Origin of the sequence: Cupriavidus sp. BIC8F (assembly GCF_032465815.1) — a bacterium.
Taxonomy (GTDB): Bacteria; Pseudomonadota; Gammaproteobacteria; order Burkholderiales; family Burkholderiaceae; genus Cupriavidus; species Cupriavidus necator.
In genome coordinates this window covers 4111047-4135953 of record NZ_CP136094.1, presented here as the reverse complement: position 1 = coordinate 4135953, position 24907 = coordinate 4111047, and the positions used below count along the sequence as shown (strand labels likewise).

Here is a 24907-nt window from a genome sequence, read left to right as displayed (position 1 = left end):
GATGGCGCGCATCGACCTGGACCTGGCGCACTCCTATGTGCCAAATCCGCGTACCGACGAGGACTACGCGCTGCTGCCGCTGCAATTCACTTTCGAAGACGGCGGCGCATATGCGCTGCTGGGTCCGTCCGGCTGCGGCAAGACCACGCTGCTGAACTGCATTTCCGGGTTGCTGCGGCCCTCGCACGGCACCATCGCCTTCGATGGCCGCGACGTGACCGCTGCCACGCCGCAGGCGCGCAATATCGCCCAGGTGTTCCAGTTCCCGGTGATCTACGACACCATGACCGTCGGCGAGAACCTGGCCTTCCCGCTGCGCAACCGCGGCGTGCCGGAAGCCCAGGTGCGCGAGCGGGTAGGGCGTGTGGCCGAGATGCTGGACCTGTCGGGCACGCTCGATCGCCGCGCCAGCGGCCTGGCCGCGGACGCCAAGCAGAAGATCTCGCTGGGGCGCGGGCTGGTGCGCCAGGACGTGTCGGCCATCCTCTTCGACGAGCCGCTGACGGTGATCGACCCGCAGCTCAAATGGCAGCTGCGGCGCAAGCTCAAGGAAATCCACCACGAGTTCCGCCTGACGCTGATCTACGTGACGCATGACCAGACCGAGGCGCTGACCTTTGCCGACCAGGTGGTGGTGATGTCGCGCGGCAAGGCGGTGCAGGTGGGGCCGGCCGATGCGCTGTTCGAGCGGCCCGCGCATACCTTCGTCGGGCATTTCATCGGCTCGCCGGGCATGAATCTCCTGCCCGGGCAGTGGCGCGACGGCGCGATCGAGCTGGCCGGGCGCCGCTACATGCCCGAGTTGCCGCCGTCAGTCGAAGCGGCGTTGCGCGGGGCCGGCAGCTTCCGCATCGGCGTGCGGCCCGAGTATCTGCGCCTGGCGCCGGAGAGCGACGCGCAGGCGGTGCCGGTGCGGGTAGAGCGCGCGCAGGACATCGGCACTTACTGGCTGCTGACCGGCGGCGTGCAGGAGGCGGGCGCGCTGGCCGGCACGCTGCGCGCGCGGCTGGGTATCGAGGCAGCCGATCTGCGCCCGGGCGACACGGCCTGGCTGTCGGTGTTCAACCGCCATACCTGCTACTACGTCAACGAGGAACTGGTCCAATGAAGCCCGTCAACCAGAAGGCCTGGCTGCTGGTCTTGCCGGTGGTGGCGTGCGTGGCGTTCTCCGCCATCCTGCCACTGATGACCATCGTCAACTACTCGGTGCAGGACATCATCTCGCCCGAGCGGCGCGTGTTTGTCGGCACCGAATGGTTCCGCACCGTGCTGCGTGACGGCGAGCTGCACGACGCGTTGCTGCGCCAGCTGGGCTTCTCGCTGGCGGTGTTGCTGGTGGAGATCCCGCTGGGCATCCTGCTGGCGCTGTCGATGCCGGCCAGGGGCTGGAAGGCATCGGCGGTGCTGGTGATCATCGCGTTGTCGCTGCTGATCCCGTGGAACGTGGTCGGCACCATCTGGCAGATCTTCGGGCGCACCGATATCGGCCTGCTGGGCGCCGCGCTGGCAACAATGGGCTTCGACTACAACTACACCGGCAGCGCCTTCGATGCCTGGGTCACGGTGCTGGTGATGGACGTCTGGCACTGGACGCCGCTGGTGGCGCTGCTGTGCTACGCGGGCCTGCGCGCCATTCCCGACGCCTACTACCAGGCCGCGCAGATCGACGGCGCCTCGCGCCTGGCGGTGTTCCGCTATATCCAGCTGCCCAAGCTGCGCGGCGTGCTGATGATCGCGGTGCTGCTGCGCTTCATGGACAGCTTCATGATCTATACCGAGCCGTTCGTGCTGACCGGCGGCGGCCCCGGCAACGCTACCACCTTCCTGTCGCAGTACCTGACGCAGAAGGCCGTGGGCCAGTTCGACCTGGGCCCGGCGGCGGCGTTCTCCATCGTCTATTTCCTGATCATACTGCTCATGTGCTTCATCCTCTATAACTGGATGCAGCGCGCGGGCACTGCCGGCAGCGAGGACATGCCCCATGGCTGAATTGCGCACCCCCGCCAACCGCGCCACCTGGTGGCGCGCGGGCTTCCTGCTGGTCTACCTGCTGTTCGCCATCGTGCCAATCTACTGGATGGTGAACATGTCGTTCAAGACCAACGAGGAGATCGTCTCCACGCTGTCGCTGTGGCCCGCGGAATTCACGCTGCAGCATTACAAGACCATCTTCACCGATCCGTCGTGGTATTCGGGCTACGTCAATTCGATGATCTACGTGGCGATGAACACGGTGATCTCGATCAGCGTGGCGCTGCCGGCTGCCTATGCCTTTTCTCGCTACCGGTTCATCGGCGACAAGCATGTGTTCTTCTGGCTGCTGACCAACCGCATGACGCCGCCTGCGGTGTTCCTGCTGCCGTTCTTCCAGCTCTACAGCACCATCGGGCTGATGGATACCCACCTGGGCGTGGCGCTGGCGCACCTGGTCTTCAATGTGCCGCTGGCGGTGTGGATCCTGGAGGGCTTCATGTCGGGCGTGCCGCGCGAGATCGACGAGACCGCGTATGTCGATGGCTACTCGTTCCCGCGCTTCTTCCTGACCATCTTCCTGCCGCTGATCAAGGCCGGCGTGGGCGTGGCGGCGTTCTTCTGCTTTATGTTCAGCTGGGTCGAGCTGCTGCTGGCGCGCACGCTGACCTCGGTCAACGCCAAGCCCATCGTGGCCACCATGACGCGCACGGTGTCGGCCTCGGGCATGGACTGGGGGGTGCTGGCCGCGGCCGGCGTGCTGACCATCGTGCCCGGCGGCATCGTGATCTGGTTCGTGCGGCACTACATCGCGAAGGGCTTCGCGATGGGCCGCGTGTAAGCGCAAGGCGCAACCCTGATCACAACACAAGGAGGCGCAATGCTGAGCTGGATGGTCTGGACCACACCGGTAGCGGTGTTCTTCGGCTGCATCGTGGTCATGCTGATCAGCATGACCATCTGGGAAATACGCGCGCCTTCGGTGCTGCGCAAGGGCTTCCTGCCGATCGCGACCACGCGTGGCGACCGGCTGTTTATCGGGCTGATGTGCGCCGCCTGGGTCAACCTGGCGTGGGTAGGACTGGGCGAGAAGGTCACCGCGTGGCTGTCGCTGTCCGAAGAGCCGTCGGTCTGGATCAGCTTCGGTGTATCGATGCTGGTGCTGGCGCTGATCATGCGCAAGGGCTAGCCGGTGATCGGAAGCATCAGGGTTGGATGGAGGGTTTGCGGCTTATCCCTGCCCCGGGGCCGCCACCAGGACCATAGCCGGGGAGGGGAATTCTTGAGGAGACACCAATGAAAGTGCACGTGAAGTTGGGGATGTCAGCCCTTGCCTGCGCGGCTGCTCTGGCTTGCGGGTCCGCCTGGGCAGGCGAGGCGGAAGCGAAGAAGTGGATCGACAATGAGTTCCAGCCCTCGTCGCTGGCCAAGGACAAGCAGCAGGCCGAAATGAAGTGGTTCATCGACGCCGCTGCCAAGCTCAAGGCCAAGGGTGTCACGCAGATCAGCGTGGTGTCTGAAACCATCACCACGCACGAGTACGAATCCAAGACGCTGGCCAAGGCGTTCGAGGAGATCACCGGCATCCAGGTCAAGCACGACCTGATCCAGGAAGGCGACGTGGTCGAGAAGCTGCAGACCTCGATGCAGTCCGGCAAGTCGATCTACGATGGCTGGATCTCCGACTCGGACCTGATCGGCACGCACTACCGCTATGGCTCGATCCTGCCGCTGACCGACTATATGAACGGCGCCGGCAAGGAATGGACCAACCCCGGCCTGGACGTGAAGGACTTTATCGGCACCAAGTTCACCACCGCGCCGGACGGCAAGCTGTACCAGTTGCCCGACCAGCAGTTTGCCAACCTGTACTGGTTCCGCGCCGACTGGTTCGCGCGCAAGGACCTGCAGGACAAGTTCAAGGCCAAGTACGGCTATGACCTGGGCGTGCCGACCAACTGGTCGGCCTATGAGGACATCGCCAACTTCTTCACCAACGACGTGAAGGAGCTCGACGGCAAGAAGGTCTATGGGCACATGGACTACGGCAAGAAGGACCCGTCGCTTGGCTGGCGCTTCACCGACGCCTGGCTGTCGATGGCCGGCACCGCCGACAAGGGCCTGCCCAACGGCATGCCGGTGGACGAGTGGGGCATCCGCGTCGCCGAGGACAAGTGCACGCCGGTCGGCGCCTCGGTGTCGCGCGGCGGTGCCACCAACAGCCCGGCGGCGGTCTATGCGCTGACCAAGTACATCGACTGGATGAAGAAGTACGCGCCGCCGCAGGCGATGGGCATGACCTTCTCCGAGGCCGGCCCGGTCCCCGCGCAAGGCCAGGTGGCGCAGCAGATCTTCTGGTACACCGCTTTCACCGCGGACATGACCAAGAAGGGGCTGCCGGTGGTCAGTGCCGACGGCTCGCCCAAGTGGCGCATGGCGCCGTCGCCGTACGGCCCGTACTGGAAGCAGGGCATGCAGAACGGCTACCAGGATGTGGGCTCGTGGACCTTCTTCAAGAACACCGACCCCAACAAGCTGGCGGCCGCCTGGGTGTACGCGCAGTTCGTCACGTCCAAGACGGTCTCGCTGAAGAAGTCGCTGACCGGGCTGACCTTTATCCGCGACAGCGACATCCACCACGAGTACCTGACCAAGAATGCGGCCAAGTACGGTGGGCTGGTCGAGTTCTACCGCAGCCCCGCGCGCGTGGCCTGGACGCCGACCGGCACCAACGTGCCCGACTATCCGAAGCTGGCCCAGCTGTGGTGGAAGAACGTGGCCACCGCGGTGACTGGCGAGAAGACGCCGCAAGCCGCCATGGACACGCTGGCCGAAGAGATGGACCAGGTCATGGCGCGGCTGCAACGCGCCGGCATGAGCAACTGCGCGCCCAAGCTCAACCCGAAGGGGGATCCGGGCAAGTGGCTGTCGAACGACCATGCGCCGTGGAAAAAGCTGGCCGACGAAAAGCCGAAGGGCGAGACCATTCCCTACGACAAGCTGCTGCAGGCGTGGAAGGAGGGGAAGGTGCGCTGAGGCGCCGAGGCGTTGATGCTGCCGGCGACGGTTGAATGCCTTACGTGGTCAAGTCCGATGTTTCCGATTGGGCCTCTGCCGCCGCCTGCACCGCATAACGCGCCTTGCCGTGCCGCTTGGCCTCGTACAGCGCCATGTCGGCGTGCATGAACAACTCGCTCGCGGTCATGGTGTGGCGCGCGTCATGGATGGCCGAGCCGACGCTGGCCGAGGCCGCCAGCGTGTGACCGTCGATCACGAGGGGCATGCGCGCGGCCTGCACGATGGTGTTGGCGATGGACGCCATGGCATGGCGGTCGGCAACGCCGTCCAGGATCACCGCAAACTCATCGCCGCCGATGCGCGCGACCGCGTCACCCTTGCGCACGCAGGCGCGCAGCCGCTGCGCAAAGGCGACCAGCAACTGGTCGCCCACCGGATGGCCAAAACTGTCGTTGACGCCCTTGAAGTCGTCCAGGTCCACCAGCAGCAGCGCCAGCGAGCGCCCGTCGGCGCTGGCGCGGGCCATGCATTCGGCCAGGCGCCGGTCGAAACCCTTGCGGTTGAGCAGGCCGGTGAGGTAGTCGGAGATGGTCTGCGCTTCCAGGCTGCGCAGTTTTTCGCGCTCATGGGTGACGTTGCGCCCGAACATGTGCAGGCCAATGACGGTGTCCTGGGCATCGTTCCAGGCCGGCTGGTAGGTGATCTCCATGCATTCGGTGCCGTCAGCGCTTTCCCGCGCAAAGGTCACTGACCACCCGGCCCGGGCTTGTTCCAGGTACGGCTGGCAGGCCAGGTATTCCTGCGTGCCCCACAGTTCGCGCAGCGACAGCCCCACGATCTGCTGCGCCGGCACGCCGTACCGCTGCGCATACGCCTGGTTGACGAAGACGTAGCGCTGCTGCATGTCGATGAACGAGACAAAGTCCGGCACATGGTTGGCGATCGCCTCGATGCGCTTCTCGCTTTCGGCGGCGCGGTCCTTGGCCGCTTTCAGCGCGGCTTCGCGCTCCGACAGCTGCGCCACCACCTCGGCGAAGGTCACGGCCAGTTCGCCGATCTCGTCGGCGCGGCCGGCGGGCAGGTCCGCCACCGCGGCCGGATTGGTGCCGATCTGGCGCACGGCGCGGTGCAGCCGCTGCAGCGGTTCAAGCAGCCGGCGCATGACCAGCCACATCATCGCGGCGGCAAGCAGCATGGTGATGGCGCCGATCACCAGGGTCCGTTGGCGCACCGCAACCAGCGGCGCGTAGGCTTCGGCAGCCGGCAGGACCGCCACCACCTCCCAGCCGTTGGATGCCAGCAGGTAGCGCGCCACGATCGGCTGCGTCGGTGTCAGGACTTCCAGGAAGGCGGGGGCGTGGTCGGCGCCGCAGGCTTCGCCGATCGCGCGTGCGGGGCTCAGCACGCGGGCAACGTCCGGATGCATCGCATAGCGGGGATTGGCGCCGGCGGAAACCAGGCAGAAGCTGCCGGTAGTGCCCACGCGGCTGTGCGCAAGTTCGCGCAGGAAGTTGCTGTTCGCGAGGTTCAGGACGCCCCCGACCACGCCGCGCAGCTCGCCAGCCGGCCCGTGCAGCGGCACTGCCAGCACCACGCCGGGGGCATTGGTCTGCTTGCCCTGGATCAGGTCCGATACCGCAAACGCCTGGCCCTGCTGGATATCGCGGAAATAGTCGCGGTCGTCCACGCGCAGGCGCACGCCATCCGGCACGGCGGTGCTGAACACCAGGTGCCCGTCGGGCGCGGCCAGGAAGACGGCGTTGAAGGCCTCGGGCATTTCCACCAGGCCCTCCACGGCCCGGCGCAGCTCGGCCGGCTTTGCCGAAAGCATGGGGGAGAGCTGGCGTGCCACGCGCCGCAGGACGGCGGCCCGGCCCTGCAGTTTTTCATCGAGTTGCTCGGCCACCATCTTGACCAGCGTGTCCTGCTGCGTCTGCTGCAGGGTCTTCAGGCCGTCGTAGGCGTAGTACTGCGCGTAGAGCGCGCGCAGCACGATGATCAGCGTCACCACACCCGCCGTGGCGAACGCCATCCTGTACTTCAAAGAGTGCTGCATGATTGACTTGTTTCTTGTGCGCACTGACCCGTATTCCCGTCCCGGCGCATCGCATCGTGTTGCCGACCCGAGATCCTGTCCGGGACGTGAAATCAAGATTAGCAGATGTCAAGATGAAATTCGCAACTGTTTGCAACCGTGTGGCCGGGTGCATGCGCAACGTGTCTGCCGCGCTACAGGGAAGAGCGGGGCCGGTGGCGAGATCGCCACGCGCACTTGTGTGCGGATTCCGGCTTGGCATTAGCATGCGGGATGGCCCGTGATGTGGCGGGCCCGTCTCGCGGTTCCTGATTGCCGTTCTTGATTCTTTCCAGCCCAAACGCCAATGATTACACCGACTACGCTGCTCGACCTGGCCGGCGCCAGCCGCACCCCTTCCGCCTGGGATGCCGCCGTCCTGATCCTGATCGACCATCAACGCGAATACGTGGACGGCCGCCTGCCGCTGGTCGGCATGCCCGCGGCCGTGGCTGCCTGCGCGCAGCTGCTGGCGCTGGCGCGCAGCCACGGTACGCCGGTAATCCATGTCGCGCATCACGGCCGGCCGGGCAGCATGGCGTTCGATCCGACCGGGCCGTATGCCGCCTTCATCGAAGGGGCGGGGCCGCAGGCCGGTGAGATTACCGTCACCAAGGGCTTGCCCAACAGCTTCGCCGGCACCACCCTGGCCGACGAACTGGCCAGGCTCGGCCGCAAGGAGCTGATCGTGGCCGGCTTCCAGACGCATATGTGCGTCAGCGCCACGGTGCGCTCGGCGCTCGACCACGGTTATCGCAGCACCGTGGTGGCCGCGGCCTGCGCCACGCGCGACCTGCCTGACCCGCTGGGCGGCCCCGCCGTACCTGCGGCCGATCTTCACCGCAGCACGCTGGCCGCGCTGAATGACCGCTTCGCCACGGTCGTCGCAGACGCAGGGGCCTGGCACGGCTAAGCAGCGACGGGCCAGGTGCGCACGCGCAGCACCGTGTGGTCGCGCGGGCGCAGCGTCAATTCCAGCGCGGTCGGCACGCCTCGCCGGGTGATCGGTGCGACAAAGCGTGTCATGTCCGCTGCCGCAGCGAGCCGCGTGCCGCAGCGCATCGCCAGCCGCAGGATATGCAGCGGCACGAACCGGTCCGGCTCGTGCATGTCCGCCAGCGCCGCCAGCGTGAAATGCAGCGGCTGCCGGGCCAGTGCGATGAAGCGCCCGCGCAGCCGCGCCAGCGTTGTCGCAGGCGCTGCCAATCCTTCGCCCTCGGCGCCGCTGCGCGTCATGCCGCGCACACGCGGCTGCCACAGCGTGCCGGCAACCAGCAGCGGTGCGCGCCCCGCGCCATCTGCATCCACGCATGCATCGAGCGCCACGATCTCGCCCGTCAGGTCATAGGTGGAAGCCACCGAGGCAAAGCTGCGGTGGTAGCCGATGATGCAATCCATGTCTTCGTCATAGACCGGCCGCGCATCGCGCGGCACGCGCGCCGGGCGCATCTCGAACCAGCCGGCACAGACCGGGTTGCGGCCGGTCCAGGGCAGCGTGGGTTCTGTCTCGGTCGGGGTGGGGAGGCAGGCGGTTGGCAAGTCGTGCTCCGGTGCGGGTCGGAGCAGTCAAGGTAGCCGGCGAGTGAGTGGGCGGAAATGAGATAAGCCTTGTCGCTGGCAACGGAAAGGTTGCGTCGCGACGTGGCTACGGCCTAGAAGCTCACGCCCAGCGAAAGGATCGCGACCTGGTCCGTCGAGCCCGGGTTGAACCAGTAGAAGCCCGCCGTGAACCTGCGCACCGTGACCTGGAAAAAGCCGCCTCGCTGGAGTTCGCGGTCTCCCCCGTAGATCCGGGTACGTTGCGCGACCAGGCCCAGCCTCAGCCATTCGGCCGGGCGGAAGCCAAGTTCGCTCCAGGCGTAGAGATAGCCCGGATCCTCGCCGCGCGCGTCCAGGTATTCGGCTTCAATGTAGTAGTCGAACTTGCTCACTGCCACGCTGGCCTCGACCCCGCCGATCAGGCCGTGGGTGGAGCCTCCCACGAAGCCAGCGATGGGTGTCGCCTTGAACTGGATGGTTTCGCCGCCCGAGAAGGTCCAACCGATGAAGGCTGACTGCGAATGGACTGCCTCGTAGTTGTTTCTTGCCTCGAGGTGAAGCTGCTTCCTTTCCGCGATGAAGATGCCGGAGAGGTAGTCGCCGCTCTGGCGCGGCATGTTCCAGTAGCCTGTTGCCGAGAAGGTCCAGGGTGAGCCGGCCGCCTGCCCGGCGGCATCCGGTGCGGGCTGGGGCGGCTCCTGTGCCTGGACCGCGCCCGCGCCAAGGGCGGCGGCAAGCAGCAGGATCGCGCCTCGCATCTCAGCCGCCCAGTGCGATGATGGCGATGGTCATGACGACGCCCAGCGCCGTCATGGCTGCGCCAGTGACCCAGCCGCCAAAGCCGGCATAGTGGCCCAGCGCCCACCCGGCGATGAACAGCATGGCCAGGGTTAGCCCGCGCGAGATCAGTAGCGCCAGTCTGACGTCGTCCAGCAGTACGAACGGCAGTGCGACCGGAAACGTGGTCAGCACAACGATAAAGAAGATGCGCACGGCACCCAGCAGGTCGGCCATGTTCAGGCGGGGGCGGGGCGGCAGCGCCGGGGCGGCGGCGAGCCGTGCCCGCATGGCTTCCAGTTCCTTGTCGGTGACCAGCGACTTCGTTGCGCGAGGCAGCGCATCGCGAATCAGGCTGATCGCAGTGGCCTGGTCGCCTGCATTCCTGACGGCGCGCGCCAGGGAGATTCGCTGGCCGCGGCTCGCCAGCGTACGGATCAGGAACATGACCGCGTCCACCATGCCCCAGGCCAGGTTGCAGCCCAGCGCGGCATGCATCATGGTGCGGCTGGCATCCGGGCCGCCCGTGCCGCTCGACACCGCGCCGACAAAAGTAAGCGCCATGAACAAGCCGAAGCACATCTCGGAGACGCGGTCGACCACGTCCAGCACCGGCTCCCGTGTCTGCGCATCCTCCGGTGGCACGGTCGCGCCGGCATGGATCGTCGTCCTGGGTGAATCGGGCATGGCGGACTCCCGAAAGCTGCGTCGATGATCGGATGGGCGATAGGGATGGGGGGGGGGCGAGGGCGACTGTGCCTGCCAGGCTCGTCGTCCTGTGGGCAAGTATGCGCGCCAGGCGCAAATATGCCAGTCCAGCTTGCCTTGATTGGCGTCGTGAACCCCGGTTTTCCGGGGAGGGTAGAAAACCTGGGCAAACGCCGGGTAACAAAAAACCCAGAGAGCTTGCGCTGTCTGGGTTTCCTGGCAACTTGGGCAGTTGCTCGCCATTTGTCTGGTGGGTGGTACAGGGATTGAACCTGTGACCCCTGCCGTGTGAAGGCAGTGCTCTACCGCTGAGCTAACCACCCCTGTCTGCGTCGTCGTTGCCGTCGTGCAGCAGAGAAATGAGATTATGCAGAGGTCGCTGTATCTTGTAAAGCCCTTTTTGAATTTTTTGTCAGGCGGCCAGGCTTCCGGGTGCTTCCTCCGGGGCCTCCTGCCACACGGTCTTGCCGCCGCTGGCCTTGTCCAACCCCTTGAGCAGGGCGAGGTGGGCCTGTTGTTCTTCATCGGTGGCGCGCAGCACCGGCAGGGCCAGGCGCGACAGGTCGGCGCTGGCGACGGCGCCGCCTGCGCCTGCCGTGCCGTCGTGCATGTCGATCACCAGCGAATTCTGGCCGCGTGTCATGGCCAGGTAGACCTCGGCCAGCAGCTCGGCATCCAGCAGGGCGCCGTGCAGCGTGCGGTGGGCGTTGCTGATGCCCAGGCGGTCGCACAGGGCATCGAGCGAGTTGCGCTTGCCGGGGAACATCTGGCGGGCTTCGCGCAGGGTATCGATCACATTGCCGGCATGCTGGCGGAACGGCGGCAGGCCCAGCAGCTGGAATTCCATGTCGAGGAAGCCCAGGTCGAACGGCGCGTTGTGGATGATCAGCTCGGCATCCTGGACGAACTCGCGGATGTCGTTGACGACTTCGGCAAAGCGGGGCTTGTCGGCCAGGAACTCGACCGTGATGCCGTGCACGGCGATCGCGCCTTCGTCGATATCGCGTTCCGGGTTGACGTAGAAGTGCAGGTGGCGCCCCGTCAGGCGGCGGTTCATCAGCTCGACGCAGCCGATTTCGATCAGGCGGTCGCCGGTGGCGGCACTCAGGCCGGTGGTTTCGGTGTCGAGAACGATTTGTCGCATGGCGGGCATTCTAGCGGAGCGGCGCGGGCGCTCCGCGGTTTCTTGTTGGCGAAAGGGATCAGCGGCCGATCGATTCGACGCCGCGGTTGGCCAGCGCGTCGGCACGTTCGTTGCCGGGGTGGCCGTTGTGGCCGCGCACCCAGTGCCAGGAGATCTGGTGCGGCTGCGCCAGGGTGTCCAGCTCCTGCCACAGGTCGGCGTTCTTGACCGGCTTCTTGTCGGCGGTCTTCCAGCCGCGGGCCTTCCAGCCGGGCAGCCATTCGCTGATGCCCTTCTGGACATACTGCGAGTCGGTATAGACACGCACGACGCAGGGCCGCTTGAGCGCGCGCAGCGCTTCGATCACGGCGGTCATTTCCATGCGGTTGTTGGTGGTGTTGGGCTCGCCGCCGAACAGCTCTTTCTCGCTGGTGCCGGCGATGAGCACCGCGCCCCAGCCGCCGCGGCCGGGATTGCCCTTGCAGGCGCCGTCGGAGTAGATCGTGACTTCTTGCATGTGATTCCATGGTGGCCACCCGCCGGGCGGGTGGCGCATTGAAGGGGGCAGGAGAAGGGCGCTGGACCGCGTCAGCGCTCTTCGCCGGGGGTCTTGCCGTGCGTGCCGGTGGGTGTGGCCACGGGCGACGATACCGGGGCCAGCGCCGGCTTGCTCTTCCAGGCCGGGCCGACCAGGCGGATATTGCGCACGCGCTTGATCGCCGAGATCATATAGACCGCGCCGAAGATCGGCCACCAGCGGTCGCCGGCCTTTTCCATGAAGGCGGCGCGCTGCAGCCAGCGGTCGGTACTGTAGGGCGGGCAGTAGCAGCCAAAGCGGCCGCGGATGATATCGAAGCCCAGCAGCTTGAGCCAGTCCTTGATGCGCACAAAGCCGATCTGCTGCGCGTCCGTCGGCAGGAAGGGTGTGGCGCCGAGCCGGTTCATGCCCTGGCGCGCGCCCCACAAGCTCATCGGGTTGAAGCAGGTGACCACCACGCGCCCCTCGGGCATCAGCACCCGCGAGACCTCGCGCAGCACTTCGTGCGGGTCTTCGGCGAATTCCAGGATGTGGGGCAGGGTGACCAGGTCGATGCTCTGGGTGTCGAACGGCAGCTCGTCGAAGCGGCACAGCAGCTGGCGCGCGTCGGGATGTGCGGCACGCGGCCCGTGTGGTCCGCTGGAAGGGTCCAGCGCCAGCGCCGAGAATGGCATCCGGTTCTCGCGCAGGGTGTCGATATAGGGCAGGCCCATCTGAACCGCGTGGTAGCCGAAGATGTCGGTCACGGTCCGGTCGTACTGCTGCGCCTCCCAGCGCAGCATGTACTCACCGGGCGGCGAGGCCAGCCAGTCTTCCCAGCTTACAATCGAATGATTGGGACGATTGGACATAGGAGCATGCGCATGTTGAAGGTTGAGCCGATCCCGGCGTTCCAGGATAACTATATCTGGGCCATCCACGACGGGCGTAGCGCCGCCGTGGTCGATCCCGGCGAGGCCGCGCCGGTGGAGCGCTTCCTGGCGCAAAACGGTCTGGCTCTGGGCGCTATTGTAATCACCCATCACCACGGCGATCACCAGGGCGGGGTGGCCGAGCTGCTGGCGGCGCACCCGCGCACGCCGTTGGGCGCGCCGATGCCGGTGCTGGGGCCGGCAGGTGAACGCATTGGCGGACGCACACAGGCCCTGCGCGAAGGCGATGTCGTGACGCTGGAGACGCCGGCGCTGACGCTGCGCGTGCTGGACGTGCCCGGGCACACCGCCGGCCATATCGCCTATGTGGGCCACCTGGGCGAAGCGGGTCCGGCGGTCTTCTGCGGCGATACCCTGTTCGCCAGTGGCTGCGGGCGTCTGTTCGAAGGCACGCCGGCGCAGATGCTGGACTCGCTCGACAAGCTGGCGGCGCTGCCGGGCGATACCCGCGTCTATTGCGCGCACGAATATACGCGCAGCAATGTGCGCTTTGCGCGGGCGGTGGAGCCGGCCAATGCCGCGCTGGCGGCGTGGGAGCAGCGGGTTGACGCGCTGCGCGCGGCGGACCGGCCGACGCTGCCGACCACCATCGCCCATGAGCGCGAGGTCAACCCCTTCCTGCGCTCGCGCGAGCCCGCGGTACGGGCGGCAGTGGCGGCGCAAGGCGGGGCCGCCACGGGCGATGCGCAGGCGTTCGGTGCGCTGCGCGGCTGGAAGGACAATTTCCGCTGAGCGCTGCCCGGCTTGCCGGGCCTTGCGCCGCAAGGCTTTCCGGCTGCCCGCCGGAGATTGGCTATATGGAAAATCTGATTGACGCGATACGCGGTTTTTTTTAGCATCACGCATCCTTTTGGCGTCACGATTCGAGAACTTAATGAAAATTGGTCGATTACTGGCGGTGGTCGCGTGCGCCGCGCTGCTTGCAGCGTGCGCCAGCACCCCCACGCCGCCTGATGGCGCCAACGGCGCCGCGACCGCCCAGACCGCCAAGCGCCCGGACCCGCTCAATTCGCTCAGCGACAAATCGGCGCTTTCTTCCGCTTCCACGATCAATGTCGACCAGGGTGGCCTGGACTGGCTGCGCGGCCCGTCCAACGACATCTGGGACCGCATCCGGCGTGGCTTTGCCATGCAGGACCTGGAGGGCACGCTGGTCGATGACCGCACCCAGTGGTATGCGCAGCGGCCGGAATACATGGAGCGGATGGTCGGGCGCTCAAGCCGCTACCTGTACCACATCGTAGAAGAGCTGGAGCGGCGCAAGATGCCGACCGAGCTTGCGCTGCTGCCGTTCGTCGAGAGCGCGTTCAACCCGCAGGCCCAGTCCACTGCCAAGGCAGCGGGCATGTGGCAGTTCATCCCGAGCACCGGCAAGTCGTACAACCTGAAGCAGAACATGTTCCGCGACGAGCGCCGCGACGTGCTGGCCTCGACCGATGCCGCGCTGGACTACCTGGCGCGGCTTTATGACATGTTCGGCGACTGGCACCTGGCGCTGGCGGCGTACAACTGGGGCGAGGGCGCGGTGTCGCGCGCGATCGCGCGCAACCAGGCGCGCGGGCTGCCGACCGACTATGCCAGCCTGCCCATGCCCAACGAGACGCGCTACTACGTGCCGAAGCTGCAGGCGGTCAAGAACATTATCGCCAACCCGGCCGCGTATAACGTCAAGCTGCCCGAGATCCCGGACCACCCGTACTTTGTCACGGTGACCACCTCACGCGATATCGACGTGAACCTCGCGGCCAAGCTGGCGGACATGTCGGTGGAGGAGTTCAAGGCGCTCAACCCGTCGTTCAACCGGCCGGTGATCCTGGGCGCGTCCAACCCGCAGATCCTGCTGCCGTTCGATAACGCCGAGCGCTTCCAGTACAACCTGAACACCTACCGTGGCGGGTTGTCGAGCTGGTCGGCGGTGACGGTGGACAGCCGCGAGCGCATCGAAGCGCTGGCGGCACGGCTGAATGTCGACGCCGATACGCTGCGCGAGATCAACAGCATCCCGAAGGGCATGCGCCTGAAGGCCGGCTCGACCGTGATGATTCCGCGCTCGGGCCGCCACGACCAGGATATCAGCGCGACCCTGGCCGACAGCGCCATGCTGGCGATGGAGCCTGACTTGCCGGATGCGCGCCGCGTGGTGGTGCGTGCCAGCCGGCGGGACACCGTGGCCTCGGTGGCGCGGCGCTATGGCGTCTCGGCGGGGCAGGTGCAGTCGTGGAACAAGCTCTCCGGCACCAAGCTGGTCGCCGGGCAGAGCCTGGTGCTGATGGTGCCGGTGCGCGGCGCCGGCGCGGTGCGGGCGGCGCGGGCCGAACAGGCTGACCGTGCCGAGCGCGCGGAGCATTCCGAGCGCGCCGAGCGAAGCGGCAAGGGCGGCATCGTGCGGACCTCGGCCAAGGGCAAGGCGGAGCCGCGCAAGCACATCACCGTCGAGGCCTCGTCGCGGCACACCGCAGCCAAGGCGGCGCCGGCGCGCGCGGCGCGCGAGTCCAAGCCGGGGCCGACCGTCAAGGCGTCGGCCAAGGCCGGCACCAAGGGGGCCAAGGCCCGCTGACGAATGCGGGCGCCGGCTGGTCCGGCGCACTGCGCAAGAAGGGGCGATGCCGTTGGCACGCCCCTTTTTTTCATGTGCCAGGCCCCGGCGCCCACGCCCCTCTCCGAATCTGTGTCCACGCTCACCCGCGCCGGTGGCAAACTACGGTCATCATCACAATGACCGCAGACGCGGAGGAGACAGACATGACGGCAAGCCATGCCGTGCATGCCCGTTCGCTGGCCGACCCCGAGGGGTTCTGGGCCGAACAGGCGGCGCGCATCGACTGGGAAACCCCGTTCGGCCAGGTGCTCGACAACAGCCGCGCGCCCTTTACGCGCTGGTTCGTCGGCGGGCGCACCAACCTGTGCCACAACGCGGTCGACCGCCACCTGGCGGCCCGCGCCAGCCAGCCGGCGCTGCACTGGGTCTCGACCGAGACCGACCAGGCCCGCACCTATACCTACGCCGAGCTGCACGACGAGGTCAGCCGCATGGCTGCGACCCTGCAAGGCCTGGGCGTGCAGAAGGGCGACCGCGTGCTGATCTACATGCCGATGATTCCGGAAGCGGCTTTTGCCATGCTGGCGTGCGCGCGCATCGGCGCGATCCATTCGGTGGTGTTCGGCGGCTTTGCCTCGGTCAGCCTGGCCGCGCGCATCGAGGATGCCCGGCCGCGCGTGGTGGTCAGCGCCGACGCCGGCTCGCGCGCCGGCAAGGTGGTGCCCTACAAGCCGCTGCTGGACGAGGCTATCCGGCTCTCGTCGCACCAGCCCGAGAAGGTGCTGCTGGTGGACCGGCAACTGGCGCAAATGCCCCGTACCGAGGGCCGCGATGAGGACTATGCCGCCTGGCGCGAGCGCGTGGCCGGCGTGCACGTGCCGTGCGTGTGGCTGGAATCGAGCGAGCCGTCGTACGTGCTCTACACTTCCGGCACCACCGGCAAGCCCAAGGGCGTGCAGCGCGATACTGGCGGCTACGCGGTGGCGCTGGCCACCTCGATGGAGTACATCTTCTGCGGCAAGCCCGGCGACACCATGTTCACCGCGTCGGACATCGGCTGGGTGGTGGGGCACAGCTATATCGTCTATGGCCCGCTGCTGGCCGGCATGACCACGCTGATGTATGAAGGCACGCCGATCCGCCCGGACGGTGGCATCCTGTGGCGGTTGGTGGAGCAATACAAAGTCAACCTGATGTTCAGCGCGCCGACCGCGATCCGCGTGCTGAAGAAGCAGGACCCGGCCTGGCTCACGCGCTACGACCTGTCCAGCCTGCGCCTGCTGTTCCTGGCCGGCGAGCCACTGGACGAGCCCACCGCGCGCTGGATCCAGGACGGCCTGGGCAAGCCGGTGGTCGACAACTACTGGCAGACCGAATCCGGCTGGCCGATCCTCGCGATCCAGCGCGGCATCGAGGCGCTGCCGCCCAAGCTGGGCTCGCCCGGCGTGCCGGCCTATGGCTATGACCTGAAAATCGTCGACGAGAACACCGGCGCGGAATGCCCGCCCAACCAGAAGGGCGTGGTCGCCATCGATGGCCCGCTGCCGCCGGGATGCATGAGCACGGTGTGGGGCGATGACGACCGCTTCGTGCGCACCTACTGGCAGGCGGTGCCGGACCGGCTGTGCTATTCCACCTTCGACTGGGGCGTGCGCGACGCCGACGGCTATGTCTTTATCCTGGGCCGCACCGACGACGTGATCAACGTGGCCGGCCACCGGCTGGGCACCCGCGAGATCGAGGAAAGCCTGTCGTCCAACGCCGCCGTGGCCGAGGTGGCGGTGGTGGGCGTGCAGGACGCGCTCAAGGGGCAGGTGGCGATGGCCTTCTGCATCGCCCGCGATCCGGCGCGCACGGCCACGGCCGAAGCGCGGCTGGCATTGGAAGGCGAGCTGATGAGGACGGTGGAGCAGCAACTGGGTGCCGTGGCGCGGCCGGCGCGCGTATTCTTTGTCAATGCGCTGCCCAAGACCCGCTCCGGCAAGTTGCTGCGGCGCGCCATGCAGGCAGTGGCCGAAGGGCGCGACCCGGGCGACCTGACCACGATCGAGGACCCGGGTGCGCTGGAACAGTTGCAGGCGGCGCTGAAAGGCTAGACGGTGGGCTGAGGGGCGAGGCGATGCGGGTGCCTTGCGGGGCACTCCGCATCCCACCCTTGCCATCGGCCGTGATGCAGTCTAATATTTGAAGTATAAAATATTTAGACATCATCTAGATGGCGGTGTGATCCTGGGCAAAGGTGCCCGGCGCAGCCGGCAGGAGGCGACAGATGCGAGTGCTTTGTATTGGTGGTGGCCCGGCGGGGCTGTACTTCGGCCTGCTGATGAAGCTGCAGGATCCGGCCAACGAGGTCATCGTGGTCGAGCGCAACCGGCCCTACGATACCTTCGGCTGGGGCGTGGTGTTCTCTGACGCCACCATGGACAACCTGAAGCAAGCCGACCCGGTCAGCGCCGCCGAGATCAACGCGGCCTTCAACCACTGGGACGATATCGACATCCATATCGGCGGGCGCACCATCCGCTCCGGCGGCCATGGCTTTATCGGCATCGGCCGCAAGCGCCTGCTCAATATCCTGCAGGCGCGCTGCGAGGCGCTGGGCGTGAAGCTGGTGTTCGAGACCGATGTGTCCGACGACCAGGCGCTGGCGATGCAATACCAGGCCGACCTGGTGATCGCCTCGGACGGCTTGAACAGCCGCATCCGCACCCGCTACGCCGACACGTTCCAGCCTGACATCGACACGCGCCAGTGCCGCTTTGTCTGGATGGGCACGCACAAGCTGTTCGACGCCTTCACCTTTGCCTTCGAGAAGACCGAGCACGGCTGGTTCCAGGCGCATGCCTACCGCTTTGACGACACCACCTCGACCTTTATTGTCGAGGCCCCGGAGTCAGTCTGGCGTGCCGCGGGCATCGAGCAGATGAGCCAGGAAGAGGGCGTGGCCTACTGCGAGCGCCTGTTCGCGCGCTACCTCGACGGCAACAAGCTGATCACCAATGCGGCGCACCTGCGCGGCTCGGCGATCTGGATCCGCTTCCCCCGCGTGATCTGCCGCCAGTGGGTGCATTGGAACACCTTGCCCGACGGCCGCCGCGTGCCTGTGGTGCTGATGGGCGATGCCGCGCACACCGCGCATTTCTCGATCGGTTCGGGCACCAAGCTGGCGTTGGAAGATGCGATTGACCTCGCCGAAGAGATCCGTGGCAGGGGTCATGACGGCCTGCCCGATGCACTGTCGCGCTATGAAGCCACGCGCGGCGTGGAAGTGCTGAAGATCCAGAACGCGGCGCGCAACTCGACCGAATGGTTCGAGAATGTCGAGCGCTACGCGGGCAGCCTGCCGCCGGAGCAGTTCGCCTATTCCCTGCTGACCCGCTCGCAGCGCATCTCGCATGAGAACCTGCGCGTGCGCGATGCGGACTATGTGGCGCAGTTCGAGCACTGGCTGGCGCGGCAGGCCGGCGTGCAACCGAAAAGCCTGCAGCTGCGCGAGCACCAGCCGCTGCCGCCGATGTTCACGCCGTTCCGCTTGCGCGGCGTCACGCTGAAGAACCGCGTGGTGGTGTCGCCGATGGCGATGTACTCGTGCACCGACGGCGTGCCCGGCGACTTCCACCTGGTCCACCTGGGCTCGCGCGCGCTGGGCGGCGCCGGCATGGTGGTGGCGGAAATGACCTGCGTGTCGCCCGATGCGCGCATCACGCCGGGATGCCCGGGTTTGTGGAACGACGCACAGCGCGACGCCTGGCGCCGCATCGTCGACTTCGTGCATGCCAACAGCGATGCGCGCATCGCCATGCAGATCGGCCACTCGGGCCGCAAGGGTTCGACGCAGCTCGGCTGGGAGGCAATGGACCATCCGCTGCCGGAAGGCAACTGGCCGGTGATCTCGGCCTCGCCGCTGCCTTACCTGCCGGGCGAATCTCAGACCCCGCGCGAGATGACGCGCGCGGACATGGAGCGCGTGCGCAATGACTTCGTCGCCAGCGCGCGCCGCGCCGCCGAGGCCGGCTTCGACTGGCTGGAGCTGCACTGCGCGCACGGCTACCTGCTGTCGAGCTTTATCTCGCCGCTGACCAATACCCGGGAAGATGAATATGGCGGTTCGCTGGCCGCGCGGCTGCGCTACCCGCTGGAGGTGTTTGCCGCGGTACGCGCGGTGTGGCCGGAACACAAGCCGATGTCGGTGCGCATCTCGGCGCACGACTGGGTCGAAGGCGGCATCACCCCCGACGACGCGATCGAGATCGCACGCGCCTTCAAGGCCGCCGGCGCCGACATGATCGACTGCTCGTCGGGCCAGGTCAGCCCGGACCAGGCGCCGGTCTACGGCCGCATGTACCAGACCCCGTTTGCCGACCGCATCCGCAACGAAGCCGGCATCGCCACCATTGCCGTGGGCGCGATTTTCGAGGCCGACCACGTCGACTCGATCATCGCCGCGGGCCGTGCCGACCTGTGCGCGATCGCGCGGCCGCACCTGGCCAACCCGGCCTGGACGCTGCAGGAAGCGGCGCGCATCGGCTATCGCGATGTCGCCTGGCCCAAGCAGTACCAGGCCGGCAAGCGGCAACTGGAAACCAACCTGGAACGCGCCGCGGCGCAGGAGAAGCAGGGATGACGCGCAGCACGGGTTCACTGTCAGGGCGCCACGCACTGGTCACCGGCGGCGGGCGCGGCATCGGCGCGGCCATCGCGCGCCGACTGCTGGCCGACGGCGCCAGCGTGACGCTGCTGGGCCGCGATGCCGGCGCGTTGCAGGCGACCGTGCAAGCGCTGCGTGAGCTTGCTCCTGCAGGCGCCGTGGTCTCCTTTGTCACGGCCGATATCGCCGATGCCGGCAGCGTGGCGCGTGCCTTTGCCGCCGCCGCCGAGCAGGCCGGTCCGGTGTCGATGCTGGTCAACAACGCCGGCCAGGCGCACAGCGCGCCGTTCCTGAAGACCGACGCCGCGCTGTGGCAGCGCATGCTGGACGTGAACCTGACCGGCACCTTCCTGTGCACGCAGGCGGCGCTGCCGGCGATGCTCGACGCCGGCTGGGGCCGCATCGTCAATGTGGCGAGCACGGCCGGCCTGATCGGATATGGCTATGTCAGCGCCTATTGCGCGGCCAAGCATGGGGTGATCGGCCTGACGCGCGCGCTGGCGCTGGAAACCGCGGCCAAGGGCGTGACCGTCAATGCGGTCTGCCCGGGCTATACCGAAACCGACATCGTGCGCGACGCGGTGGCCAATATCGTCGGCAAGACCGGCCGCACCGAGGAACAGGCGCGCGCCGAGCTGGCCGCACGCAATCCGCAACGGCGGCTGGTGCAGCCCGAGGAAGTGGCCGACGCGGTGGCCTGGCTGTGCCAGCCATCCGCGGGCGCGATCACCGGCCAGGCGATCCCCGTCGCCGGCGGCGAAGTGATGGCGGGCTGAACCTCACCGACTGCAACAGACAACGAGAGAAACCATGACAGAGATCGCACTCGACATGCGCCACCACAAGCGCAGCTTTGCCGGCTACCAGCCGGAGCACTTCCTGTGGTCGGTGTCCGGCGACGGCAAGGTCGGCACCGTGACGCTGAACCGGCCGGAGCGCAAGAACCCGCTGACTTTCGATTCCTATGCCGAGCTGCGCGACCTGTTCCGCGGCCTGTGCTATGCCAGCGACATCAAGGCGGTGGTGGTGACGGGCGCCGGCGGCAACTACTGCTCGGGCGGCGACGTGCATGAGATCATCGGGCCTCTCACGCGCATGACCATGCCTGAGCTGCTCGACTTCACGCGCATGACCGGCGATCTGGTCAAGGCCATGCGCGCCTGCCCGCAGCCGGTGGTCAGCGCGGTCGACGGTATCTGCGCCGGTGCCGGCGCGATGATGGCGCTGGCTTCCGACATGCGCCTGGGCACGGCGCAGGCCAAGACCGCGTTCCTGTTCACGCGCGTCGGCCTGGCCGGCGCCGACATGGGCGCGTGCACGCTGCTGCCGCGCGTGATCGGGCAGGGGCGTGCCAGTGAGCTGCTCTACACCGGCCGCTCGATGAGCGCGGAAGAGGGCTTGCAGTGGGGTTTCTTCAATGCGCTGCATCCGTCCGAAGCGGTGCTGGCCCAGGCGCAGGCGCTGGCCGCGCAGCTGGCGGCCGGCCCGACCTTTGCGCACGGCGTGACCAAGAAGCTGCTGCACCAGGAATGGAACATGGGGCTGGACGAGGCCATCGAGGCCGAGGCCGAAGCCCAGGCCATCTGCATGCAGACGCGCGACTTCCGCCGCGCCTACGAGGCCTTCGTCGCCAAGACGAAGCCGGTGTTCGAAGGGGACTGAAGCGCCATGTCCGACAAGACCTATCTCGATCTGCCGCTGTTCGACGACGCACACCGCACACTCGAGCGCGAACTGGACGCCTGGTGTGCGCAACACCTCGATGTCGACCACGGCGATACCGACGCCGCCTGCCGCGCGCTGGTGCGCCAGCTGGGCGAGGCCGGCTGGCTGCGCTATTGCGTGCCGGCCGCGCACGGCGGCGCGCTGCCGGCGCTGGATTCGCGCTCGCTGTGCCTGCTGCGCGAGACCCTGGCGCGCCATGACGGCCTGGCCGATTTTGCCTTTGCCATGCAGGGGCTGGGCTCGGGCGCGATCTCGCTGGCCGGCAGCGATGCGCTGCGCGCGCATTACCTGCCGCGCGTGGCCCGCGGCGAGGCGATTGCCGCGTTTGCGCTGTCCGAGCCGGAGGCCGGTTCCGATGTGGCCGCCATGCAGTGCAGCGCACGGCTGTCGGACGACCGCAGCCACTATGTGATCGACGGCGCCAAGACCTGGATTTCCAACGGCGGCATTGCCGACTTCTACTGCGTGTTCGTGCGCACCGGCGAGGCGCCGGGCGCACGCGGCATCTCCGCCTTTGTGGTGGACGCCGATACGCCGGGCCTGACCATCGCCGAGCGCATCGACGTGATGGCGCCGCACCCGCTCGCCACGCTGCGTTTCGACAACTGCCGCGTGCCCGTGGGCAACCGGCTGGGCGAAGCGGGGCAGGGCTTCAAAGTGGCGATGATGACGCTCGACATCTTCCGCGCCTCGGTCGCGGCAGCGGCACTGGGTTTTGGCCGCGCCGCGCTGGACGATGCACTGGCGCGCGCCTGCGCGCGCCCGATGTTCGGCGGCGTGCTGGCCGACCTGCAGCTGACCCAGGCCGCCATCGGCGACATGGCCACCGCGATCGACGCCGCGGCGCTGCTGACCTACCGCGCGGCCTGGCTGCGCGATGTCAAGGGCCAGCGCACCACGCGCGAGGCGGCCATGGCCAAGATGGTGGCGACCGAGAACGCGCAGCAGGTGATCGACCGTGCGGTGCAGATGTTCGGTGGACTTGGCGTCAAGGTCGGTACGCGGGTGGAAAGCCTGTACCGCGAGATCCGCTCGCTGCGTATCTATGAAGGCGCCACCGAAGTGCAGAAGCTGATCATTGCGCGCGAGACGCTGGCCGGGCGCAAAGCCTGACGCGCCCGCGAGCTACCCACGAACTGCCGTACCGATACAGAGCAGACAGGAGACAAGCCATGGCGACCACAGCCCACCTCGATACCTTCGCGCGCGACCGCCTGCCGCCGCCCGAAACGTGGCCGGTGTTCCGCTTCAATGCCGATACCGACTACCCGGAGCGGATGAATGCCGCGGTGGAGCTGGTAGACCGCCACGTGCGCGAAGGCCGCGGCGAGCGCATCGCCATCCGCCATCGCCGCGACGGACAGGTCGAGACGGTCACGTATGCGCAGCTGGCGGCGCTGGTGAACCGCATCGCCCATGTGCTGGTCGAGGACATGCAGCTGGTGCCCGGCAGCCGCGTGCTGCTGCGCGGGCCCAACAACCTGATGATGGCCGCCAGCTGGCTGGCCACGCTCAAGGCGGGCCTGGTCGCGGTGCCGACCATGCCGCTGCTGCGCGCCAAGGAACTGAAGCAGATCATCGACAAGGCCCAGGTCGGTGCCGCACTGTGCGATGCGCGGCTGCGCGAGGAGCTCGACGCCAACCAGCAGGCCGGCGGCGAATTCCACTGCCCGAGCCTGTCGCGCACGCTGTACTTCAACGGTGAAGGCGAGGGTTCGCTGGAGGCGGCGATGGCGGGCAAGCCGGATGCCTTTGAGGCCTGCGACACCGCCAGCGACGATGTCTGCCTGATCGCCTTTACCAGCGGCACCACCGGCCAGCCCAAGGGCACCATGCATTTCCATCGCGACGTGCTGGCCATGTGCGACCTGTTTCCGCGCCACGTGCTGCGCCCGCAGCCCGACGACGTGTTCTGCGGCACGCCGCCGATCGCGTTCACCTTCGGGCTGGGCGGCATGCTGTGTTTCCCGCTGCGCATCGGCGCAAGCGCCGTGCTGGCCGAGAAGCTGACGCCAGAGACGCTGCTCGGGCTGATCCAGGATTTCCGCGCCACTATCGTCTTTACCGCGCCCACCTTCTACCGGCAGATGGCAGCGCTGGCGTCGCGCTATGACCTGTCCAGCCTGAAGAAGAGCGTGTCGGCCGGCGAAGCCCTGCCGGACGCCACGCGCCAGAGCTGGAAGGCGGCCACCGGAATCGAGATGACCGACGGCATCGGCGGCACGGAGATGATGCATATCTTTATCTCCAGCGCCGGCGCCGAGGTCAGGCCGGGCGCGATCGGGCGGGTGGTGCCGGGCTATGTCGCGCAGATCGTCGACGAGAACATGCAGCCCTTGCCGCCGGGACAGGTCGGCAAGCTGGCGGTGCAGGGGCCGACCGGCTGCCGCTACCTGGACGATCCGCGCCAGTCCAACTATGTGAAGGCGGGCTGGAACCTGCCGGGCGATACCTTCTTCGTCGACGAGGACGGCTACTACTTCTACCAGGCGCGTTCGGACGACATGATCATCTCGGCCGGCTACAACATCGCCGGGCCGGAGGTGGAAAGCGCACTGATGCAGCACGAGGCAGTGGCCGAATGCGGTGTGGTCGGCGCGCCTGACGACGGGCGCGGCCAGGTGGTGATGGCCTATGTGGTGCTGCGCGAGGGCGTGGCGGCGGACGACGCTACCCGCACAGCGCTGCAGGACTACGTGAAGCGCCAGATCGCACCCTACAAGTATCCGCGCCGCATTGTGTTCGTGCCGGCGCTGCCGCGCACCGAGACCGGCAAGCTGCAGCGCTTCCGGCTGCGGCAGATGGCGGAGCAGGGCAATGGCGGTGGCAATGGCGGTGGCAATGGCGGCATCAACCAGGCGGGGAAGCCATGAGCCCCGTGTTCCGCAGCACCGTCCTGGTGCGCTTCAAGCACTGCGACGCCGCGGGCATCGTGTTCTACCCGCGCTATTTCGAGATGCTCAACGATCTGATCGAAGACTGGTTTAGCGAGGCGTTGGGCTGGCCCTTCGATGCCATGCATGGCGAGGGCCACGCGGGCGTGCCGACCGCTGAGCTGGAGTGCCGTTTCCTGGCGCCGAGCCGGCTGGGCGAGGTGCTGACGCGGGAGCTGCGCGTGCTGAAGCTGGGCCAGTCCAGCTTTACCCTCGCGATCCGCTTCGCCGGCCCGCATGACGATACCCGCATGGAAGTGACGCAGCGGCTGGTCTGCGTCGATACCGGCTCGATTGCTCCGCAGCCGTTGCCCGATGCCGTGCGCGAGGCCATGTCGTCCTACCTGGTCGCGACGGCCTGAATCCCGGAATTCCATCCACT

General features: G+C 67.3%; 22 protein-coding genes and 1 tRNA gene. 15 read left to right on the top strand and 8 right to left on the bottom strand.

Annotation, left to right across the window (positions count from 1 at the left end):
* The first annotated feature begins 1 nt into the window (after position 1).
* From RS901_RS19380 to RS901_RS19360, 5 genes are all read left to right on the top strand, one after another.
* Positions 2-1108 carry an ABC transporter ATP-binding protein gene (locus RS901_RS19380; RefSeq protein WP_316150546.1) on the top strand — a complete coding sequence of 369 codons (1107 nt, stop codon included), beginning with the start codon at positions 2-4 and terminating at the stop codon, positions 1106-1108.
* On the top strand, positions 1105-1989 hold the full coding sequence (locus RS901_RS19375) for a sugar ABC transporter permease (protein WP_316150545.1): 885 nt from the start codon (positions 1105-1107) through the stop codon (positions 1987-1989). Before RS901_RS19380 ends, RS901_RS19375 begins: the two co-directional genes overlap by 4 nt.
* Entirely contained in the window at positions 1982-2812 is an 831-nt protein-coding gene (locus tag RS901_RS19370; RefSeq protein ID WP_316150544.1) for a carbohydrate ABC transporter permease, read from the top strand. The genes RS901_RS19375 and RS901_RS19370 overlap by 8 nt, the downstream gene beginning before the upstream one ends.
* Positions 2813-2851: 39 nt before the next feature.
* Positions 2852-3160 (top strand): DUF2160 domain-containing protein, encoded by a 309-nt coding sequence (locus RS901_RS19365; RefSeq protein ID WP_013957313.1) that lies wholly within the window; start codon positions 2852-2854, stop codon positions 3158-3160.
* Positions 3161-3279: 119 nt separating this feature from the next.
* The gene (locus RS901_RS19360; RefSeq protein WP_316153599.1) at positions 3280-5007 is read left to right on the top strand and encodes an ABC transporter substrate-binding protein; all 1728 of its coding nucleotides are present in this window, start codon (positions 3280-3282) and stop codon (positions 5005-5007) included.
* Between the two features lie 40 nt (positions 5008-5047).
* Here RS901_RS19360 and RS901_RS19355 read toward each other — a convergent pair whose 3' ends face one another.
* Positions 5048-7045: a sensor domain-containing diguanylate cyclase gene (locus RS901_RS19355; RefSeq protein ID WP_316150543.1), complete on the bottom strand. Its 1998-nt coding sequence runs from the start codon at positions 7043-7045 to the stop codon at positions 5048-5050.
* Between the two features lie 325 nt (positions 7046-7370).
* Here RS901_RS19355 and RS901_RS19350 point away from each other — a divergent pair, with 325 nt between their 5' ends.
* A complete protein-coding gene (locus RS901_RS19350) occupies positions 7371-7976 on the top strand; it encodes a cysteine hydrolase family protein (RefSeq protein WP_316150542.1) in 606 nt (201 codons plus the stop codon).
* Here the strand turns inward: RS901_RS19350 and RS901_RS19345 are convergent.
* The 7 genes from RS901_RS19345 to RS901_RS19315 all read right to left on the bottom strand — a co-directional run bounded on the left by RS901_RS19345 (position 7973) and on the right by RS901_RS19315 (position 12599).
* Positions 7973-8602 carry a hypothetical protein gene (locus RS901_RS19345; RefSeq protein WP_316150541.1) on the bottom strand — a complete coding sequence of 210 codons (630 nt, stop codon included), beginning with the start codon at positions 8600-8602 and terminating at the stop codon, positions 7973-7975. The genes RS901_RS19350 and RS901_RS19345 overlap by 4 nt on opposite strands.
* 113 nt (positions 8603-8715) lie before the next feature.
* Entirely contained in the window at positions 8716-9360 is a 645-nt protein-coding gene (locus RS901_RS19340) for a hypothetical protein (protein WP_316150540.1), read from the bottom strand.
* A 1-nt stretch (position 9361) separates the two neighbouring features.
* Positions 9362-10066 carry a hypothetical protein gene (locus tag RS901_RS19335; protein WP_316150539.1) on the bottom strand — a complete coding sequence of 235 codons (705 nt, stop codon included), beginning with the start codon at positions 10064-10066 and terminating at the stop codon, positions 9362-9364.
* A gap of 269 nt (positions 10067-10335) precedes the next feature.
* Positions 10336-10410, bottom strand: a tRNA-Val gene (locus RS901_RS19330).
* Between the two features lie 89 nt (positions 10411-10499).
* Entirely contained in the window at positions 10500-11240 is a 741-nt protein-coding gene (dnaQ, locus tag RS901_RS19325) for a DNA polymerase III subunit epsilon (protein WP_316150537.1), read from the bottom strand.
* A gap of 49 nt (positions 11241-11289) precedes the next feature.
* Positions 11290-11727, bottom strand: coding sequence for a ribonuclease HI (gene rnhA / locus RS901_RS19320; protein WP_013957305.1), 438 nt, complete (start codon positions 11725-11727; stop codon positions 11290-11292).
* Between the two features lie 71 nt (positions 11728-11798).
* Positions 11799-12599, bottom strand: a complete 801-nt coding sequence (locus tag RS901_RS19315) for a methyltransferase domain-containing protein (protein WP_316150536.1) — start codon at positions 12597-12599, stop codon at positions 11799-11801.
* Positions 12600-12611: 12 nt separating this feature from the next.
* Here RS901_RS19315 and gloB point away from each other — a divergent pair, with 12 nt between their 5' ends.
* The 9 genes from gloB to RS901_RS19270 all read left to right on the top strand — a co-directional run bounded on the left by gloB (position 12612) and on the right by RS901_RS19270 (position 24887).
* Entirely contained in the window at positions 12612-13412 is an 801-nt protein-coding gene (gloB, locus tag RS901_RS19310) for a hydroxyacylglutathione hydrolase (RefSeq protein ID WP_316150535.1), read from the top strand.
* Between the two features lie 142 nt (positions 13413-13554).
* Complete coding sequence (locus RS901_RS19305) at positions 13555-15237, top strand: transglycosylase SLT domain-containing protein (RefSeq protein ID WP_316150533.1); 1683 nt, start codon at positions 13555-13557, stop codon at positions 15235-15237.
* A 185-nt stretch (positions 15238-15422) separates the two neighbouring features.
* A complete protein-coding gene (locus tag RS901_RS19300) occupies positions 15423-17315 on the top strand; it encodes a propionate--CoA ligase (RefSeq protein WP_316150532.1) in 1893 nt (630 codons plus the stop codon).
* Between the two features lie 173 nt (positions 17316-17488).
* A complete protein-coding gene (locus RS901_RS19295) occupies positions 17489-19843 on the top strand; it encodes a bifunctional salicylyl-CoA 5-hydroxylase/oxidoreductase (RefSeq protein ID WP_316150531.1) in 2355 nt (784 codons plus the stop codon).
* The gene (locus RS901_RS19290; RefSeq protein ID WP_316150530.1) at positions 19840-20643 is read left to right on the top strand and encodes an SDR family NAD(P)-dependent oxidoreductase; all 804 of its coding nucleotides are present in this window, start codon (positions 19840-19842) and stop codon (positions 20641-20643) included. The genes RS901_RS19295 and RS901_RS19290 overlap by 4 nt, the downstream gene beginning before the upstream one ends.
* Before the next feature lie 34 nt (positions 20644-20677).
* Positions 20678-21529 carry an enoyl-CoA hydratase family protein gene (locus RS901_RS19285; RefSeq protein WP_316150529.1) on the top strand — a complete coding sequence of 284 codons (852 nt, stop codon included), beginning with the start codon at positions 20678-20680 and terminating at the stop codon, positions 21527-21529.
* Between the two features lie 6 nt (positions 21530-21535).
* Positions 21536-22705 carry an acyl-CoA dehydrogenase family protein gene (locus RS901_RS19280; RefSeq protein WP_316150528.1) on the top strand — a complete coding sequence of 390 codons (1170 nt, stop codon included), beginning with the start codon at positions 21536-21538 and terminating at the stop codon, positions 22703-22705.
* A 59-nt stretch (positions 22706-22764) separates the two neighbouring features.
* Complete coding sequence (locus RS901_RS19275) at positions 22765-24465, top strand: AMP-binding protein (protein WP_316150527.1); 1701 nt, start codon at positions 22765-22767, stop codon at positions 24463-24465.
* Positions 24462-24887 carry an acyl-CoA thioesterase gene (locus tag RS901_RS19270; protein WP_013957295.1) on the top strand — a complete coding sequence of 142 codons (426 nt, stop codon included), beginning with the start codon at positions 24462-24464 and terminating at the stop codon, positions 24885-24887. The genes RS901_RS19275 and RS901_RS19270 overlap by 4 nt, the downstream gene beginning before the upstream one ends.
* The last annotated feature ends 20 nt before the right edge of the window (positions 24888-24907 follow it).

Coding starts and splice junctions, on each gene's coding strand:
- RS901_RS19380 (WP_316150546.1), top strand. CDS start 2: ATGGCGCGCATCGACCTGGACCTGGCGCACTCCTATGTGCCAAATCCG.
- RS901_RS19375 (WP_316150545.1), top strand. CDS start 1,105: ATGAAGCCCGTCAACCAGAAGGCCTGGCTGCTGGTCTTGCCGGTGGTG.
- RS901_RS19370 (WP_316150544.1), top strand. CDS start 1,982: ATGGCTGAATTGCGCACCCCCGCCAACCGCGCCACCTGGTGGCGCGCG.
- RS901_RS19365 (WP_013957313.1), top strand. CDS start 2,852: ATGCTGAGCTGGATGGTCTGGACCACACCGGTAGCGGTGTTCTTCGGC.
- RS901_RS19355 (WP_316150543.1), bottom strand. CDS start 7,045: ATGCAGCACTCTTTGAAGTACAGGATGGCGTTCGCCACGGCGGGTGTG.
- RS901_RS19350 (WP_316150542.1), top strand. CDS start 7,371: ATGATTACACCGACTACGCTGCTCGACCTGGCCGGCGCCAGCCGCACC.
- RS901_RS19340 (WP_316150540.1), bottom strand. CDS start 9,360: ATGCGAGGCGCGATCCTGCTGCTTGCCGCCGCCCTTGGCGCGGGCGCG.
- RS901_RS19335 (WP_316150539.1), bottom strand. CDS start 10,066: ATGCCCGATTCACCCAGGACGACGATCCATGCCGGCGCGACCGTGCCA.
- dnaQ (WP_316150537.1), bottom strand. CDS start 11,240: ATGCCCGCCATGCGACAAATCGTTCTCGACACCGAAACCACCGGCCTG.
- rnhA (WP_013957305.1), bottom strand. CDS start 11,727: ATGCAAGAAGTCACGATCTACTCCGACGGCGCCTGCAAGGGCAATCCC.
- RS901_RS19315 (WP_316150536.1), bottom strand. CDS start 12,599: ATGTCCAATCGTCCCAATCATTCGATTGTAAGCTGGGAAGACTGGCTG.
- gloB (WP_316150535.1), top strand. CDS start 12,612: ATGTTGAAGGTTGAGCCGATCCCGGCGTTCCAGGATAACTATATCTGG.
- RS901_RS19305 (WP_316150533.1), top strand. CDS start 13,555: ATGAAAATTGGTCGATTACTGGCGGTGGTCGCGTGCGCCGCGCTGCTT.
- RS901_RS19300 (WP_316150532.1), top strand. CDS start 15,423: ATGACGGCAAGCCATGCCGTGCATGCCCGTTCGCTGGCCGACCCCGAG.
- RS901_RS19295 (WP_316150531.1), top strand. CDS start 17,489: ATGCGAGTGCTTTGTATTGGTGGTGGCCCGGCGGGGCTGTACTTCGGC.
- RS901_RS19290 (WP_316150530.1), top strand. CDS start 19,840: ATGACGCGCAGCACGGGTTCACTGTCAGGGCGCCACGCACTGGTCACC.
- RS901_RS19285 (WP_316150529.1), top strand. CDS start 20,678: ATGACAGAGATCGCACTCGACATGCGCCACCACAAGCGCAGCTTTGCC.
- RS901_RS19280 (WP_316150528.1), top strand. CDS start 21,536: ATGTCCGACAAGACCTATCTCGATCTGCCGCTGTTCGACGACGCACAC.
- RS901_RS19275 (WP_316150527.1), top strand. CDS start 22,765: ATGGCGACCACAGCCCACCTCGATACCTTCGCGCGCGACCGCCTGCCG.
- RS901_RS19270 (WP_013957295.1), top strand. CDS start 24,462: ATGAGCCCCGTGTTCCGCAGCACCGTCCTGGTGCGCTTCAAGCACTGC.